Raw genomic sequence first — 16,861 nt, forward strand, 5'->3', positions numbered from 1 at the left:
ATGGTTGATAAGAACTATGACAAATACGATATTGTCGAAATGAAAAAACCCCATGCTTGTCAAAGCAATGCCTGGCAAGTCATCCGGATGGGGATGGACATTCGAATCAAATGTCAAAACTGTGCCCATGTCGTGACCATGACACGGCGCGACTTCGAGAAGAAGTTAAAGCGCGTCCTCGTCCACCATCAAGACCAAGAATAGAAAGAGAGTGAAAATATGTCTTTAACAGCAGGTATTGTCGGACTTCCTAATGTTGGGAAGTCAACCCTATTTAATGCCATTACCAAAGCGGGTGTCGAAGCCGCTAACTATCCCTTTGCCACCATTGACCCTAATGTGGGCGTGGTCGAAGTGCCGGACCAACGGCTGGACCAGATTGCTACCATCTACCATCCCCAAAAAACCATTCCAACGACCATTGAATTTACAGACATTGCTGGGATTGTCAAAGGGGCGAGTAAGGGAGAAGGCTTGGGGAATAAGTTCCTAGCCAACATCCGACAGGTGGATGCCATTTGTCATGTCGTACGGTGCTTTGACGACTCGAATATTACCCATGTGACTGGTAAGGTGGATCCGATCGATGATATTGAGACCATCAACCTCGAATTAATCCTGGCTGACTTAGAGACCATTGACAAACGTTTGACACGGGTGAGTAAAATTGCCAAAACCAAGGACAAAGAGGCAGTCGCCGAGTATGAAGTCCTGATTAAGCTTAAGGAAGCCTTGGAAAATAACCAGATGGCCAATGCGGTCGACTTCTATGATGAGCAGCTGCCTTACGTACGGAACCTCTTCCTCTTAACACGGAAGAAGATGCTCTATGTGGCGAATATTGGGGAAGAAGAAGTGGCAGATCCTGAAGCCAACCCCCACCTGGCTAAGGTCCGTGAACTGGCCAGCCAACAAGGGGCTGAAGTCGTTCCAGTATCGGCCCGCCTGGAAGAAGAGATTGCGGAATTGGATGATGATGAGAAGGCGTCCTTCCTAGAAGACTATGGCATGACCGAATCTGGCTTGGACCGGTTGATCCAATCCGTTTACCACTTATTAGGCTTAGCGACCTATTTTACAGCGGGTGAGAAGGAAGTGCGGGCATGGACCTTCAAGCAAGGAATGAAGGCACCTCAAGCAGCTGGTGTGATCCACTCGGACTTCGAGCGTGGCTTTATCCGAGCGGAGACCATGTCTTATCAAGACCTGATCACTTACGGTTCAGAGTCCGCTGTCAAAGAAGCCGGTCATTACCGGTCGGAAGGTAAGGAATACCTGGTCAAAGACGGTGATATTATGCTTTTCCGTTTCAATGTTTAAGAAGGAGGCTTTATGATGCGAGAACCCAACCAAACTGAGTCCCCAATCCAAGAAGATGCATCAATCCAAGAAGATGCACCAATGCAAGAAGACGCAATCACTCAAGAAGATGCACCAATGCAAGAAGACGCAATTACTCAAGAAGAAACACCAATCCAAGAACCGGTAAGGCGTCATGCGACACGTGCTTCTCTGATCGATGGGATTGAGGCGGACCGCTTTAACCAATTAACCAAGCGTAACCAACAATTCATGGTGGACTTAGACAAGCATTTAGCAAAAGAAAAACTCGATTTAGCCAAGCGCGAGTTAGTCTACCAGGAAATGGTGACAACCCTCATTGAGGGTCAAGCGACCAGTCAGACGGCTCGCCAGATCTACGGTACCCCAATGGAGACCGCCAAGGTCATCCTTGACCAAGAGATTCAAGTCCAGGAACAAGCCCGGATCTCACCGGATTGGCAAATTGCAGTCGATGGAGGCTTGATCCTAGGCTCCATCTTCACCTTCTTCACTGGCTTAGGGATCACTCTGAGACCAGGTGAAGCGGAAGCCGGCTTCTTAATGGGGATTGTGACGATTATTATTAATTATCTGGTGGCGGGCTATGCCATGTTGCGAACTTCTAAGGTCATGCCCAAGCTGGAAGCTCCTAAAGGGGAGCGAGGTTATGGGAAATACTTCCTAGTCTCAACCCTTTCCATGCTGGCGTGGATTGGGTTGGTGATGATCAGCCAAGTGGTCCTACCTGTCCAGCTGAATCCTGTCCTTTCCGGCTCAACCTACCTTGCGATTGCTGCCTTGACCTTTGCGCTTCGCTTCTACTTGAAGCGCAAATGGAAGATTGTCGGTGGTCTCTTTTAAGGAGACCATTAAGACAAGTGCTAGCTTACAAAGGACTTATGCCCACTAGGTGCAAACCTTGATCCAGACCACTTGCGCAAGCGATTGGTCTTTTTTAGTTGTTAATTTTGACTGCCAAAAATTGACCAAAAAAGCTTTTAATCAAGATCTTGTCAGATTTATTAAAAGGCTCAAGGACCGATTTTTCATCATTAGGCAAGTGGGGGCTTTTTGGTTATAATGGATCACAGACAAAAAATGATGATAGGTGATGACCATGCGTGGGATAAATAAAAGAATCTATTGGGGGATTTCCCTCCTATTCATAATGCTTGTGATCGGTGGCAGCGTGCTAGTGAGCCAGTCTAAGATTCAGGCCGATGGTCATCAAGACCCCCCCACTTCATTCACGGAAGAACCGCAAGATGAGAAGGCCACCACCATTCCTGAAGGTCTCCTGGCCAGTATGCCGACCCTCAAGCAAGCCAAGGGAGCCTTTATCGTAGATGGGGAGAATGGCCAAATTCTCTACCAGCACGAATCCGACCAATCAGTTGAGATTGCATCGATCACCAAGCTCCTAACGGTCTACTTGACCTACCAAGCGGTTGAAGCAGGTGAATTAAAAAGTGACCAAGAGATTTGGATCTCGGATGAAGCCTATGCTTTGAGCCAGGATTACGATATTCAAAATGTTCCCTTGCGTCAGGACCTGCCCTACCGGTTAGAAGACCTAATTGAAGCGGTTGGAACTTCTTCAGCCAATGGTGCCAGCCTGGCTCTAGCTGAAGCGGTCGCCGGAAGTGAGCAAGCCTTCATCCAGAAGATGGAAGACCAGCTGGCGGCATGGGGCATTCAAGGCGTTCGCATCGAAAATGTGACCGGTCTGACGAGTCAATATGACCCACAAGAGGCGACTTCTAATCAGGAAGGGTATACGAATGCCTTTGATGCGGAGACGGTGGCAACCATTGCCTACCACCTGCTTGCGGAATATCCCGATTATCTCAAGTATTCCCAGGTCTCTCAGAAGCTCTTCCAGGAAGGGACTTCCGATGAATTCGAGATGAACAATCCCAATAAGATGTTAGCAAGCGCGGATTACAATCGGTCATACAAGGACTTAGACGGTCTGATGTTGACCCGGTCGCCGCAAGATGGCTACAGCATGGTCGCAACCGCGGAACGAGATGGCTTGCGGGCGATAGTGGTTGTGCTCGGCGTGGCTGATGAAGACCTCCTTTACCGTAAGGCGGCCCGCCTCTTAGACTATGCCTTTAATACCTACCGAACGGAGGAAATCTTCCAGGAAGACGCACCCTGTGACCATGTGGATGCCATTCGGGTAGAAAATGGTGCCCAAGCAGTCGCCCCGGTTAAGTACCAGGAATCCTTGAAGCTGGTTGTCCCCATTATTGATACCGCCCCAAGATTAACTTATACCTTCCAACCTAATGAAGCCTTAGCGGACCAAGGTTATTTGACCGCCCCCCTCAAGGCCAACCAGGAGTTAGGCCGATTGGAAGTGAATATTGAAGCCTATACCCTTCCAATTCTCCCCAGCGGTAAAGGGAACGACGTAGGGCTTGTCGTCAGTCAAGATATTGATGAAGCATCTTGGTTGGCCCGTACTTGGCAAGGGATTGTGGATTTCACAGACCAGTCTTGGAACTATACCCGTAAGTTCTTTATCAACCTCTTTAATTAATTGAGTCAATTTTTACTGGAGGCCAGCTGAGAATTTCTTTGATTGTTGAGTCTCTTAAGCATTAAATGCCCCAAAATACAAATGAGACCGTATAATACTTATCATATCAGTAAGGAGTGATACTATGAGTCAAACACAAACCGCTATTTTTGCAGGAGGATGCTTCTGGTGTATGGTCCATCCCTTCGACCAATGGGATGGGGTTGAATCGGTGGTATCCGGTTATACTGGAGGGCACAAAGAAAACCCAACTTATAAAGAAGTCTGTACTGGAACCACTGGACATACGGAAGCAGTCAAGATTACCTATGACCCTGAGAAAATATCTTACCAAACCTTGTTGGACATCTATTGGTCATCGGTTGACCCAACGGATGCAGGGGGTCAGTTTGTCGACCGGGGGTCTTCTTATCGACCTGAGATCTTCTATACCAGCCCAGAGCAAAAGGAGTTAGCCGAAGCCTCTAAGGAAACCCTTGACCAGTCCACTCGCTTCTCAGGACCTATCGCTGTTCCAATTACCCCAGCCACAACCTTCTATCCAGCAGAGGACTACCACCAAAACTTCTACCAGACTAATCCTGAACACTACCAACGTTATGCCCAAGGATCAGGCCGTCTAGATTTCATTAAGAACCACCAAGTGAAAGCGGAAGACCCAGAATAAGAGGGTTAAAAGCGAGCCATAAAAAGATAGCATCACTAGGGATCAAGCCCAGAAAAGCTTGGCTTTGGCGGGCGGTCCCTTTAATTAAGCCCTGGGGCTGCCTGCTTTAATATTTTATCGAAACAAGCCGTTACGATCTTAAGATCCCTGCTTGACAGTTGGTGCGATTGAACTTATTATTAGGAATGACGCAATCTGAATAAAGGAGGTTCGAATATGGCTCAAAAGAAGACAGCACTTGCCTGCAGTGAGTGTGGCAATCGTAATTATCAAGTGATTCCCACTCAAATGGGTCAAACGGAACGCCTTGAACTCAAGAAATTCTGCAAGCATTGCCAGAAGCATACACTACACAAAGAAACCAAATAAGAAATGGGGAGACAGGATGAAATACTTAAAGGGAGTAGCCGCAGAGATGAAGAAGGTCACATGGCCTTCAGCCCGCGATACCAATAAATTTACTTGGACCGTCCTATTCATGGTCTTAATCTTATCCTTATACTTTGCTTTAACAGACTTTGTATTCGGTAACGTAATTGATTGGTTTATCCGCTTAGGCGCATAAAAAAAGATTTATTAATGACAAAAAGATGCTATAATAGAATAGCAGCAAGACCTACTATTGAACCAAGATATGTAGGTTTTTTATTTTGAATTAAAAAAAGGAGGAATCCAGATGGCAGCAAGTAAAGAGTGGTATGTTCTTCATACCTATTCTGGTTATGAGAACAAGGTCAAGGAGAATATTTTGATGCGGGCGGAGAGTATGAATATGTCCGACTTTATCTTCAATGTGGAAGTGCCTGAAGAGGAAGTTACGGAGATTAATGAAGGTGAAAAGAAGACAAAAATCCAAAAGACCTTCCCAGGTTATGTCTTAGTTGAAATGGTAATGTCGGATGAGTCTTGGTTCATTGTTCGAAACACCCCGGGTGTGACAGGATTTGTGGGATCTCACGGTGCAGGATCTAAGCCCGCTCCCCTCTTACCAGAAGAGATGGATGCTATCTTAGGTAAGAAGCCAGCTCAGAAGGTTCAGCTGAATGTGAAGGTGGGAGATACGGTTGAGATCACTGATGGTGCCTTCTCAGGCATGACCGGTATCATCGAAGAAGTCAATGAAGAGACTCAGAAACTGAAGGTTGTCATCGAGATGTTCGGTCGTGAAACGGTCGCTGAATTAGACTTCCTGCAAGTCAACAAACAGGACTTCTAGCAGCCATTATGTTTTGTCCATGGTTAATAAAGGAGTAGTCAATGAACCCACAATCCAAAAAATGGACAGACTATTTGGCCATGGCTGGCTGGATCGGTCAATTGTTCCTCTTGGCTTGGTTTAGCCTTGGCTTTACTGGAGGCGACCCGAGCCTCGTCCATCGCCTGTCTCCCCAAGCTTGGCTCTTATACCTAGTTTGGGGACTGGCCCTCTGGCAAGGCATCCCGGTGGCTATCCCCTGGCTGAGAAAGAACCAGGCCTTCAAGACCCACTATCAACAATTCCTGGCCCCTGAACTCGGGCGTTTCTACTTATTTCAAGTGGTCCTCTTCTTATCCTGGATCTACGACATCCATTTGAGTATGATGGTTTTTGCCCTCTTGAATGGTCAGCTTCTGGTCCGACTCGTTCAAGTCATCTCCTTGAAGCCCATCCTCAGGACGAATCCCTGGTTTTTAAAGTTTCCAATTGGCGCCTTAACCTCTTCCGTTCTGGTCTTGGCCTTGTGGGCCTTTTATGACTACTGCATCCGGATTGGATTGGGCCACTATCCCGTCTTGGCCGTGACCATAGCTGGAATTGTCTTAATGGTCTTAGCAGGAGGTGTCTTCTACCTCTATGTGAAGTATGGCAACCCTGCCTTGGTTCCGCCTTTATTGGTCTATTTGGTCGCTCTATTGTGCCATCACTGGCCAAGGTTGAGCTTTCAGGCTCAAGACCCGATAATCTTCTATATTGTCCTTGTCTTATTGGTTGTCCTTACCAGCCTTTATGGTCGCTATAGCTACTTGCAATGGAAACAAGCTGCTGATCATAAAGAAGATTAAAAAGCAGTCCTGGTAAAAAACTGCTTGAATTAAATAAAACATTCTGCTATAATGCTTCGGTGCCGATAAACGCTTGTTTACAGGCATTGAGTGGGAGGGGTGCTGTTCGGCGCTCCAATGACCACATCACGAAAAAATGACATAAGGAGGAATCTTCGTGGCTAAAAAAGTTGTCACTCAAGTTAAATTACAAATTCCAGCAGGACAAGCGAGTCCCGCTCCACCAGTCGGACCAGCGTTAGGTCAAGCCGGCGTGAACATTATGTCCTTTACTAAGGAATTTAATGCACGTACCCAAGACCAACAAGGGATGATTATCCCGGTGGTGATTGATGTTTATGAAGACCGTTCATTCAGCTTCATTACCAAGACACCACCAGCACCTGTCCTACTTAAGAAGGCAGCTGGCTTACAAAAGGCTTCTGGTGAACCAAACAAGAATAAAGTTGGCTCTGTTACACGTGACCAAGTCCGTGAAATTGCCGAAACTAAAATGCAAGACTTAAACGCAGCCGATGTAGAAGCTGCAATGCGGATGGTTGAAGGAACTGCTCGCTCAATGGGCATTACCATTCAAGACTAATCGTCAGCGTAGCTTCTCGCCCCGTTTCTATCGGGTGTGGGAGGGAAATCCCGAATAACCACAAATATAGGAGGAAATAAAATGGCTAAGAAAAGCAAAAATTACTTAGCGGCTAAAGAAAAAGTAGACCGCACTAAAAAATATGATGCAACGGAAGCAATTGCATTAGCAAAAGAAATCGACTTCGCTAAATTCGATGCATCAGTTGAAGTTTCTTACAACTTAAACATTGACGTGAAGAAGGCAGACCAACAAATTCGTGGCGCAATGGTTCTCCCTCACGGAACGGGTAAGACACAAAGAGTCGTTGTAATCGCACGTGGCGAAAAGGCGAATGAAGCCGAAGCAGCAGGTGCAGATTATGTTGGGGAAGAAGACTTAATCAACAAGATTAACGGTGGTTGGTTAGACTTCGACGTGATGGTAGCAACCCCTGATATGATGGGACAAGTTGGACGTCTTGGACGGGTCTTAGGACCAAAAGGCTTAATGCCAAACCCTAAGACTGGAACCGTGACAATGGATGTGACCAAGGCAGTTACAGATATCAAGGCTGGTCAAGTGACCTATCGTGCCGACAAGGCAGGAATCGTGAACGTTCCAATTGGTAAGGTATCCTTTGATGAGACCAAGTTATTAGAGAACTTTAAGGCCCTTCACGAACAAATCCTTCGTGTTAAACCTGCTACAGCTAAGGGAACTTACATCACCAACCTTGCTCTTTCAACAACCTTCGGCCCTGGCATCAAGATTGATGTTGAAAGTCTTTAATTTCTAGTTGACAAAAGGCAAAATTATGCCTATCATATAACAGTATTTTAAACGACCTAAGACAGTAAGTGGCACAAGCCTTAATTTCTTACCGAGGAAGTTCCCAATCGAGGAAGCTATCTCTATGTCTAGGTGACATAGAGATTTTTATTTGCATAAAGATCTCTATATAAACTTGTTGGAGGTGAATGAATCGAATGGTTAAGGAAGCAGTCCTAAACGCAAAAGCCCAAGAAGTGGCTGAGATTACTGAAGACCTTAAGAATGCTGCAACAATTGTTGTCGTTGACTATCTTGGGTTAACCGTAGAAGAAGTCACAGATTATCGTAAGCAATTACGTGAAGCCGGCGTACAAATGAAGGTTGTTAAGAATACAATGCTTCGTCGTGCCGCTGCTGAAGCAGGCATTGAAGTTCCAGAAGACCTCTTCAAGGGGCCTTCAGCTATCGTCTTCTCAGATGATGTGGTGAACCCTGCTAAGATCTCAGCAAACTATGCCAAAGACAATGACACCCTCACAATCCGAGGTGGGATCGTTGAAGGCAAAGCCGCTTCAAAGGAAATGATCGAGCAAGTCGCAAAGATGCCTGGACGCGAAGAGTTACTATCTATGTTACTCTCTGTACTTCAAGCACCAATGCGCAACGTTGCATCTGTTCTATCTCAAGCAAACCCTGCTCAACAAATGGTTTACGCTTTAAATGGCGTGATCGACCAAAAGGGTGCCGCATAGAGACATTGTCTGCCGCATAAAGATAAAGCAAAAAATAATCAAATTTGGAGGAAATCATCATGGCATTAAACATTGAACAAATTATTGAAGATATCAAAGCAGCAACAGTTGTTGAATTAAACGACTTAGTTAAAGCAATCGAAGAAGAATTCGGTGTATCAGCAGCAGCTCCTGTAGCCGTTGCAGCAGCACCTGCAGCAGGTGGCGAAGCAGCCGCTGAAAAGACTGAATTTGACGTGATCCTAGCTTCTGCTGGTGACGCTAAGATCAAGGTTATCAAGGCAGTTCGTGAAGCAACTGGCCTAGGCTTGAAAGAAGCAAAAGAATTAGTTGACAACGCTCCAAAACCAATTAAAGAAGGCGTTGCTAAGGAAGAAGCAGAAGAATTGAAAGCTAAAATCGAAGAAGTTGGCGGAGTGGTTGAAGTTAAGTAATTCATACTTATCCCGTCTACAAGTCCTTTACCTGATTCGTCAGGTGAAGGACTTTTTTATATTCACAAAGCAGACCCTGTCGCTTATTCATTACATGGAACCCCCTCTAATCCCTAGGTAAAGTTAAATTAAGTCACTTAGACTAATAGAAATAGACTTTTAATGAAGGGTCCGATTGAGAGACAAAATTAATATAAGGACTAAAAATAAAAGAAGGCAATACCCTACGCTTAATCAAAGGAAAAAGGACGGATCCACGTAGCGTGCAATGCTTTGCGGTTTACCGTCTAGGCATTGCCTAGTGGACCGAGCCCGGAAAAGCTCTGCTTTGGAGGGCGGTCTCCTGTAATTAAGCATTGGGTATTGTCTTCTTTTAAACGATTGTTTGTGTTTAATAAGTGAACCAAAGGAAAAGATGAACTGCTTACGAATTATTCAAAAATTGGTTATAATAGGAAGGAAACCAATTAAAGGAGGAAGGAACCATGGTTAAAGTACTGATTGCAGATGATGATCCAGCCATTCTCGACCTGCTCTCAATCTACATGCGAAACGAAGGCTATGACTGCCTCTTAGCCAATGATGGCCAAGAAGCCTTAGACCTTGTTCATCAACATTCAGATATTGATATTGCCCTCTTAGATATTATGATGCCCAATAAGACAGGCTTGGAAGTGCTCAAGGACCTTAGGTCTCAAAATATTCAATTGCCAGTCATCTTCGTCTCAGCCAAGCAAGAACAAACCGATAAGATCTATGGTCTCTTATCGGGGGCGGATGATTATGTCACTAAGCCCTTCGAACCCTTAGAAGTCATCGCCCGGGTTAAGAGCCTCTTGCGCCGGCAGGGCTTGAATACCAATTCGTCCCCTGTGAGCCGGCCAGCGGCAGACCAGATTGATCTGGGTGCGATTATCATCGACCTGCCTTCTCACCGGGTACAGACCCACCACGGTGAGACCATCAAATTGACTGTCTTAGAGTATGAGATCCTCATCCTCTTAGCTCAGAACCGAGGCAAGGTCTTCTCGGCTGAAGAGATCCTCGACCATGTCTGGTCCAATAAGGCGAACGGTTCGTCTAAGACCGTCATGGTCCATGTCAGCAACTTGCGCAATAAGATTAGCCAGGCAACCCAAGGCAACCAGGTGGTTCAGACTGTTTGGGGTGTGGGTTATAAGATTGAAGATTAGGAGCCATTACAATGCCAAATAAGTCCAAGCATACAACGCCTTCTAGACAAGTACAAACGCCCCCCTCTCATCCAAACCGGGTCCGCCGTCAGGTTAAGGATCCCGACCAGGTCTACCAAGCCCGCTTGGCCCGCCGCCAACGACAAGTCGACTCGATCGCCTTTAAGTCGAACCCTGAGCCAGCAACAGTTTCTGTCACGAAGGAACCGACTCCAGGAGACAAAGTGGCTCACCGTCATCCCCTGCTGAATGTCCTGATTACGGCTGGGACCCTTTCCTTTATCTTCCTCATTCTCTATTATGCCTTCCGGGCGGGGCTCTTGTTTGCTGCTAACCGTTTGGATTGGGAACCCGCGTGGTGGTTAATCAACCATCCCGATGTCTATGAGAAGACCGTCTGGGGACTCATCGGCCTCTACGGTCTCTCCTTAGTCATTGGAATCCGCCAAGTCCTAAAAAACCCCGCTAAAAAGTCCCTCAAGGTCCAGCCAGGAAGTGACCCTCATGTACGATAAATACCCGTCCTTACGTCAATCCAGCGTCCAATTAAATCGAACAGAGAAGGCCAGCATCATCCTAAATGTACTGGTAACGGCTGGGCTCGTTTCCTTTCTCTTCTTATTTATATACTTCTCCTATCGACAGATACTCTTATTTACTGCCAATGAATTAGATTGGGAAGTATCCAATTACATTCTGCGAACACCAGGTGTTTATAGTCGGGGGGAACAGTGGCTGATTCTAATCTATGTCTTCATTCTAACGATCGCGGTGATCTACCAAGTGGTGAAGACCCGTGATCGGATTGCTCTCTCCTATATTCGCTCTTATATCTCCCTGATGGCCCAAGGCGACTACCACCTGCGGGTGCCAGAAGACTACGCGGGCGAACACCTAAAATTGGCTCAAGACATTAATATTCTGATGGAAAGTATTAACCAGGCCTTAGAAGATCGCGACAAGGCAGAGCGGTCTAAGGATGAATTAATGAATAATATTGGTCATGATATCCGAACTCCTCTGACTTCAGTCATTGGTTATCTCGACCTAGCTAAGAATCCTCAGACGAGTGATCAGGACCGGCAACAATATATTGAAGTTGCTTATAATAAATCCAAGGAGATGCGGGAATTAGTCAATGATCTCTTCGACTACACCTCTTCATTGAATGCGACCATTCAATTAACCTGCCAGACCATCCCCCTCCTTCCTTTTATTGAACAATTGGCGGCGGACTTCTATCTGGCCAGTCAGGCCAAGGGGGTCGAACTGGTAACGGATGTGAGCCCAGAAGATCTCAACCTCCACATGGACCCGAACAAGATGGCGCGCGTCTTCAATAATCTGATCACGAATGCCCTGAAGTATGGGACAGGCGCCAGCCAGATTGTGGTCAAGGCCTATCCCGCTCAGAATCTAAAGGCACTCGACCTCCCCTCTTCTTGCCAAGTCAAGCGAATCAATCCTGTTAAAAGCTGGGTGATTCTAGAGGTCCGTAACGATGGCGAATTATTAGAAGAAGCTGAATTAAACAAGATCTTCGAGCGGAGCTACCGGAGTGATCAATCGCGTAATTCCAAGGAGAAGGGGTCAGGATTGGGACTCTCCATTGTTAAGAATTTTATTCAAGCCCATCATGGCCATGTTTTTGCCCTGGTTGAGGAGCAAGAACTGGTCTTCCGCATGTGTCTACCCAAAGCCCATCCAGAAGACAAGCCCCACTAAGCTAGGTTAGAAGATCGCCAAATCAAGGGAAGCCACGTATTGTTACAAATATTACAAGTCTGACATCAATTTGTAGTCTTAAAAATCTTTAGAAAACCTTTACTTTTATAAAGACATTCGTTAAACTACAATCAACCCGCAAAACTTAAAGACTTTAGGCGAAAGTTAAAGATTTTCTAAAGAAATAAAGAATTTTTATAGAAGGTCTTGATTTTTACTAAAGAACTTGTTATACTACAGTTGTAGTTAAGTTACATAAGTTTTAAGGGAATAAAGGACAAAAAAGAAAGAGGTATTACTATGAAAAAATCATTAGTTAAAATCGTTGCAACTTCTGCAGTTGCCCTAACTCTTGCAGGTGCTTCTTCTGTATTCGCTGCACCAGCTAACGTTGACGTTAACGCTCCTGTGTTCCATTCAAAAGCTGACGCTGAAGGATGGGCAGCAAACAATCAAACAGTTGGTAAGACTTTAGAAGTTAAAGAAGAAGGCGGATTGTTCTACATTGTTGATACTGCTGCACCTGTAGTTGCTGAAGATCCTCAACAAATCGGAAGCCCAGATGAAAAGGGTAATCCAGCTCCTGTAGAAGAATCTTATGATCTTGATGAAGCTGAAGATCCATTCGGAACTGAAGATAAAGTTGAAAAAGACGCTCAAAAGAACGCTTTTGAAAACGTTGGTCGTCACTTCCCAACTTTAAAAGAAGCAGTAGAAGCTTATCCAAACAACCACATTATGTACGATCCAGCTACTGGAGATTATGTAGCTTTCACTGACGTACAAGGCCAAAAAGCTTACACTTTCGCATCTGTACAAGACGCAGTGAATGCATTCCCTAACTTAAGCCCAATCTTTGAAGATGGCGTTTACCGTGTATACACTGACCAAGCTCCACGTTTACAATACGCATTTGCGACTGAACAAGAAGCTTATGAAGCATTTGGCTTCGATGCAAACCCAATGTATGATGCAGCATCTGGTAAATACTTAGTTTATACTAACAAATTACCTAAATTAGTTTACGAATTCAACTCTTATGAAGAAGCTATGGCTGCATTCCCAGGATCATTCCCAATGTTTGCAAATGGTAAGTACTATGTCTTCACAACTTACGAAAAAATTGCTGGAACTAACGGAACTGTAAAGAACCCAGTAGAAGGTAAATTACAAGACGATGAATTTGCACCTTCTCAAGATGGTGACAAGAAGCCAGAAGCTCCAGGTGAAGAAGACGGAAACAAACCTGGTGAAAACAAACCTGGTGAAAACAAACCTGGTAAAGATGGCAAAGATGGTAAGAAAGCTGAATTACCACAAACTGGTGAAGCTTCAACTGTAGCAGTTTACTCTGCAGCATTATTATCAGTATTAGCTGGATTCGGTTTAGTATCTAAAGCTCGTAAAGACGCTTAATTCTTACTAACCAATTAAATCAAGGAGAAGAACAGAGCAATCTGTTCTTCTTTTTTTGGTTCTATAATTTATAGGGTTGATGGAAGAAAAAATCTTCCATCAACCCTATTTTTACATACACAAAAACACAGAAGTTCGATATATTTAAAGTGCTACCCTAGAACAGAAAGGACCCTGTGTAAGGCTCATGGTATAATAAATCGCCTAAATATTAAAGACCCAAATATCCATTTCTCCCCAGATTCTGTTCAAGAACAAGACACTAAGCTTTCTATCCGCTGTTTACTCACCGATCCGGTTTATCCATACCTTCCTGTCACCAGTAGCGATGTATTATTCAAGATCGTGTCACTAGCCCGCTTTTACTGCGTCGTTTGGGATTAAAAAAGCCAGTCCATCACTTTAGATGGGCTGACTTACTGTAATCCTATTAAGCATTATTCATTGTCTTCATCGAGCTCGATGGTTTCAAGCTGTGAATCTTCATTGTCTGCCTCTTCTTGAGGAACAGGGGTCATGGTCACTTCCACTTCCGTCTCAGAGATCGGATTGGTCGTGAAGGTGAATTCTCCTGGGAAAGCTTTCTCAACGGCTTCTTGGATTGGATCATCGAAGCTTCCAGTCTCAGGATTGAGCTTAACCGTATAAGTGTATTCCTTACGGTCTGCTTGGTAGAGCACGTCAAAGGTCTCTTCATCATAAAGGACTTGTTGGGTGTCAGCGCCTGGGCGAATACCAAAGATCACATTGTAATGATTGTCCGCTGTGACAATTTGTCCAGCAATAAAGACATCGGGGAAGCGGTTCATCTGTTCTTCGAGGTATTCTTGAGCTTCCATTTGGTCTTCAAAGTTTGTCGGAACATAGAAGAGGATATAACGTCCATCTTCTTCAATATCTTCCGCATAGGTTACACGAACAAGGATAAAGGTCTCTTCACCATCTTCAACAATTTCTTTCTCAGCGACAAACCGGTCCTTGGTAGCCTCATCTTCTTCAATCATCTGGATCAAGCGATCAGCTTCTGCTTCATCTTGATATACATTGGCATTGAAGGTTACAAAGTCGCCTTCTAACAGGTTAATGGGTTCCGTAACTTCCTCCTCTACCTCTGGTAGGACTTCCTCAGCAGGTTGGACAGGCTGAACAGGTTGAACTGGTTGGTATTGGTTAGGGTTGTTAGAAGGTTGTGGAACTGTTGGCCGGTGAGGTGGACGGGTATTAGGACGAGTAGTAGTGGGGGCTACTGTTGTCGTTTGTTCTTCGGTTGGAGAAGTTGAATTATTTTCATCATGGTTATCTGCTGGGTTTTCATTATTACCAGGTTGACTTCCTTCATTAGAGTCATTTGGTTTTTCTTCATTATCTTTAGGCGGAGTTTGATCATCTTTGTCTTTATCCTTAGGATCTGCCGGTTTTTCAGGGTTAGGATCAGTTGTTGTTTCTGGTGGAGCAGTTGTTGTTTCTGTTGGTGCGGTCGTCGTAGCGGGTGGAGCGGTTGTCGTAGCGGGCGGAGCGGTCGTCGTAGCAGGTGGAGCGGTCGTCGTAGCTGGAGGTGCTGGATTCACCGGTTCATCTTGGGCGAAGACAGGAGAAATTGTTGATAGGGTTAAGGCGGTTGATAAGACTAGGGTTGTTTTTTTGAATTTCATCGATTATTCTTCCTTTCTTTAGCGTTTACCTAAAACAATTAAGAGCAGGCCGATTAAGATCAAGGCAATGACACCGACAACAATAACAGTGCTGACTAGATGCTTTGGCACACCTAAGTTAATTAATGTTTCATTGAGGTTAATGGCGGTAATCCAGTTGGTTAAGGTATCTTTAACTTTTGAGAAGAAGCCCTTAGAGGAATTGTCGGAATCACGGTCCGCGCTTGCCTCTTGGGAGTCAGATTCTTGACCCTGTTCTTGGGTATCTTCCTCGACCATCGACACTTGGTTCATGGTCACCTGGTTCTTACCACCAACGGTCTCTTCTTCAAATTCGAATTGCCCTGGGAAGGCTGCTTCGATGGCTGCTTGATAAGGATCCTCTTCTCCCTCCTCATATTCGTAAGTGAAGGGCTTACGGGAAGTCGTATAGAAGATCTCCTTATTCTCAAGGTCGACATCAAAGGCGAAGCTATCCACACCTGGTCGTAAGCCAAAGGCAATATCATACTTGCCAGACCGGTCAAAGGATGGCACGACTTCGCCAGCGAAGAAGAGGTCGGGATATTCCTTAAGAGACTGGTCCACAAAGTCCTGGGCCTCGGAGTCCTTATCGAAGCCAAAGTATTGATAGAGTACAATCGGCTCCTTATCGGGGTCAGCATCCGCTGCATACCGTACTTCTAATTCATAAGTTTCATCGTCTGAGACATCTTCAACTTCGAACTGCCCCTTCGTGCGTGAATCCTGGTCGAGCTTCTTAGCGAAAGCTTCCAGCCCCTTCTTAGAAAGGAAAGTGTTACGCGGGTAGACGACAAAGTCATCCATCAGTTCAAAGTCAGATGACGAGGTGGCCTGGTCTTTTCCTTCTTCTGAAGTTTGAGGATCTTTAGACTCAGACGCACGCTTTAATTCAGACGGGCTTGCGGGACGAGGCACGTAGAGAGGGGAAGTGTCTTGCGCTGCAACGCTAGTTGACGAGGCCACCATCACTCCCATCACCAAGGACAACCCCGCTCTCTTAAGATTCAATCGATTCATTTCCTAACTCCTTGTACTTTATACTATTAACAAGTGTATTCTATCAAATTATCCTAAGAAATAAAAATAAAACTTAAAATATCAAGATTTTTAAAGTGAACTAATAGGGTCCAAATGATGACTGGCATTTTTAAGGTGATTGCGCAACAGAAAAGGATAAACAATGTAATTGTTACAAATATTACATTTTATAATTTTTGTGAAATCTACTTGCCTTATGGGAGGGTTTTAATTAAGATACTAATAGGTAGATTTGTCGCTTATTGTCACTAATTAACTAATCATATTTTCAGGAGGAAGATCATGAAAAAAGATACTCGTTTCTCAATCCGTAAATTAACTGTTGGGGTTGCGTCAATCGCAGTCGCTAGCTTCTTAACTAGCGGAAGTGTTGATGCAGCAGATTTATCAATTCTTCATTCAAAGAATGAGAAGGCTGCTGGTTATAATCCAGAATTACCATTCGAACCATTCCCACCTTCAATCTCATACACTCAACCTGAAGCACCTTGGATGCAGGGAAGCGTAGACACTGAGGTACCTGGTCATGATGTTGAAGAAGTGACTGAACCAAGTGAAGCAAACTATGAAAACCCAGAAGCACCATTTGCGCCAGTTGAAGAAGTGACTGAACCATTACCATCCAATGGAGTAAACCCAGAAGCACCATTTGCGCCAGTTGAAGAAGTGACTGAACCATTACCATCCAATGGAGTAAACCCAGAAGCACC

Annotated in this window: 20 protein-coding genes and 1 other annotated feature; of the genes, 18 read left to right on the forward strand and 2 right to left on the reverse strand. The window is 45.0% G+C overall.

Annotated elements, in window-relative coordinates:
* From HMPREF9708_RS03565 to HMPREF9708_RS08595, 17 genes are all read left to right on the forward strand, one after another.
* Positions 1-204, forward strand: a complete 204-nt coding sequence (locus HMPREF9708_RS03565) for a DUF951 domain-containing protein (protein WP_006308730.1) — start codon at positions 1-3, stop codon at positions 202-204.
* Positions 205-219: 15 nt separating this feature from the next.
* Positions 220-1,320 carry a redox-regulated ATPase YchF gene (gene ychF / locus HMPREF9708_RS03570; RefSeq protein ID WP_006308731.1) on the forward strand — a complete coding sequence of 367 codons (1,101 nt, stop codon included), beginning with the start codon at positions 220-222 and terminating at the stop codon, positions 1,318-1,320.
* Positions 1,321-1,335: 15 nt separating this feature from the next.
* A complete protein-coding gene (locus HMPREF9708_RS03575) occupies positions 1,336-2,184 on the forward strand; it encodes a DUF1129 domain-containing protein (RefSeq protein ID WP_006308732.1) in 849 nt (282 codons plus the stop codon).
* A 256-nt stretch (positions 2,185-2,440) separates the two neighbouring features.
* Positions 2,441-3,871 carry a D-alanyl-D-alanine carboxypeptidase family protein gene (locus HMPREF9708_RS03580; protein ID WP_006308733.1) on the forward strand — a complete coding sequence of 477 codons (1,431 nt, stop codon included), beginning with the start codon at positions 2,441-2,443 and terminating at the stop codon, positions 3,869-3,871.
* A 124-nt stretch (positions 3,872-3,995) separates the two neighbouring features.
* Positions 3,996-4,538, forward strand: coding sequence for a peptide-methionine (S)-S-oxide reductase MsrA (gene msrA / locus HMPREF9708_RS03585; protein ID WP_006308734.1), 543 nt, complete (start codon positions 3,996-3,998; stop codon positions 4,536-4,538).
* A 216-nt stretch (positions 4,539-4,754) separates the two neighbouring features.
* Entirely contained in the window at positions 4,755-4,907 is a 153-nt protein-coding gene (rpmG, locus tag HMPREF9708_RS03590) for a 50S ribosomal protein L33 (protein WP_006308735.1), read from the forward strand.
* Positions 4,908-4,923: 16 nt separating this feature from the next.
* Positions 4,924-5,103, forward strand: coding sequence for a preprotein translocase subunit SecE (gene secE, locus HMPREF9708_RS03595; protein WP_006308736.1), 180 nt, complete (start codon positions 4,924-4,926; stop codon positions 5,101-5,103).
* Between the two features lie 111 nt (positions 5,104-5,214).
* Positions 5,215-5,754 carry a transcription termination/antitermination protein NusG gene (gene nusG / locus HMPREF9708_RS03600; protein ID WP_006308737.1) on the forward strand — a complete coding sequence of 180 codons (540 nt, stop codon included), beginning with the start codon at positions 5,215-5,217 and terminating at the stop codon, positions 5,752-5,754.
* A 41-nt stretch (positions 5,755-5,795) separates the two neighbouring features.
* Positions 5,796-6,581, forward strand: coding sequence for a hypothetical protein (locus HMPREF9708_RS03605; protein ID WP_006308738.1), 786 nt, complete (start codon positions 5,796-5,798; stop codon positions 6,579-6,581).
* 157 nt (positions 6,582-6,738) lie between these two features.
* Positions 6,739-7,164 carry a 50S ribosomal protein L11 gene (gene rplK / locus HMPREF9708_RS03610; protein WP_006308739.1) on the forward strand — a complete coding sequence of 142 codons (426 nt, stop codon included), beginning with the start codon at positions 6,739-6,741 and terminating at the stop codon, positions 7,162-7,164.
* Between the two features lie 81 nt (positions 7,165-7,245).
* Complete coding sequence (rplA, locus tag HMPREF9708_RS03615) at positions 7,246-7,935, forward strand: 50S ribosomal protein L1 (RefSeq protein ID WP_006308740.1); 690 nt, start codon at positions 7,246-7,248, stop codon at positions 7,933-7,935.
* A 37-nt stretch (positions 7,936-7,972) separates the two neighbouring features.
* Positions 7,973-8,094: a sequence feature (ribosomal protein L10 leader region), on the forward strand.
* 38 nt (positions 8,095-8,132) lie between these two features.
* Positions 8,133-8,669 carry a 50S ribosomal protein L10 gene (rplJ, locus tag HMPREF9708_RS03620; RefSeq protein WP_006308741.1) on the forward strand — a complete coding sequence of 179 codons (537 nt, stop codon included), beginning with the start codon at positions 8,133-8,135 and terminating at the stop codon, positions 8,667-8,669.
* Positions 8,670-8,728: 59 nt separating this feature from the next.
* Positions 8,729-9,103 (forward strand): 50S ribosomal protein L7/L12, encoded by a 375-nt coding sequence (rplL, locus tag HMPREF9708_RS03625; protein WP_006308742.1) that lies wholly within the window; start codon positions 8,729-8,731, stop codon positions 9,101-9,103.
* A 485-nt stretch (positions 9,104-9,588) separates the two neighbouring features.
* Complete coding sequence (locus tag HMPREF9708_RS03630; protein ID WP_006308743.1) at positions 9,589-10,296, forward strand: response regulator transcription factor; 708 nt, start codon at positions 9,589-9,591, stop codon at positions 10,294-10,296.
* Between the two features lie 11 nt (positions 10,297-10,307).
* Positions 10,308-10,811 (forward strand): hypothetical protein, encoded by a 504-nt coding sequence (locus tag HMPREF9708_RS03635; protein WP_006308744.1) that lies wholly within the window; start codon positions 10,308-10,310, stop codon positions 10,809-10,811.
* A complete protein-coding gene (locus tag HMPREF9708_RS03640; protein ID WP_006308745.1) occupies positions 10,801-12,021 on the forward strand; it encodes a sensor histidine kinase in 1,221 nt (406 codons plus the stop codon). Before HMPREF9708_RS03635 ends, HMPREF9708_RS03640 begins: the two co-directional genes overlap by 11 nt.
* 300 nt (positions 12,022-12,321) lie before the next feature.
* The gene (locus tag HMPREF9708_RS08595) at positions 12,322-13,437 is read left to right on the forward strand and encodes an LPXTG cell wall anchor domain-containing protein (RefSeq protein ID WP_006308746.1); all 1,116 of its coding nucleotides are present in this window, start codon (positions 12,322-12,324) and stop codon (positions 13,435-13,437) included.
* A gap of 437 nt (positions 13,438-13,874) precedes the next feature.
* On the opposite strand, the gene HMPREF9708_RS03650 is transcribed toward HMPREF9708_RS08595, so the two are convergent.
* A complete protein-coding gene (locus HMPREF9708_RS03650) occupies positions 13,875-15,089 on the reverse strand; it encodes a hypothetical protein (RefSeq protein WP_006308747.1) in 1,215 nt (404 codons plus the stop codon).
* Positions 15,090-15,107: 18 nt separating this feature from the next.
* The gene (locus HMPREF9708_RS03655; protein ID WP_006308748.1) at positions 15,108-16,130 is read right to left on the reverse strand and encodes a hypothetical protein; all 1,023 of its coding nucleotides are present in this window, start codon (positions 16,128-16,130) and stop codon (positions 15,108-15,110) included.
* 303 nt (positions 16,131-16,433) lie between these two features.
* Here HMPREF9708_RS03655 and HMPREF9708_RS03660 point away from each other — a divergent pair.
* A partial coding sequence (locus HMPREF9708_RS03660; RefSeq protein WP_006308749.1) for a YSIRK-type signal peptide-containing protein occupies positions 16,434-16,861 on the forward strand: 428 nt, incomplete at its 3' end.

The organism is Facklamia languida CCUG 37842, from assembly GCF_000245795.1.
GTDB lineage: Bacteria > Bacillota > Bacilli > Lactobacillales > Aerococcaceae > Facklamia > Facklamia languida.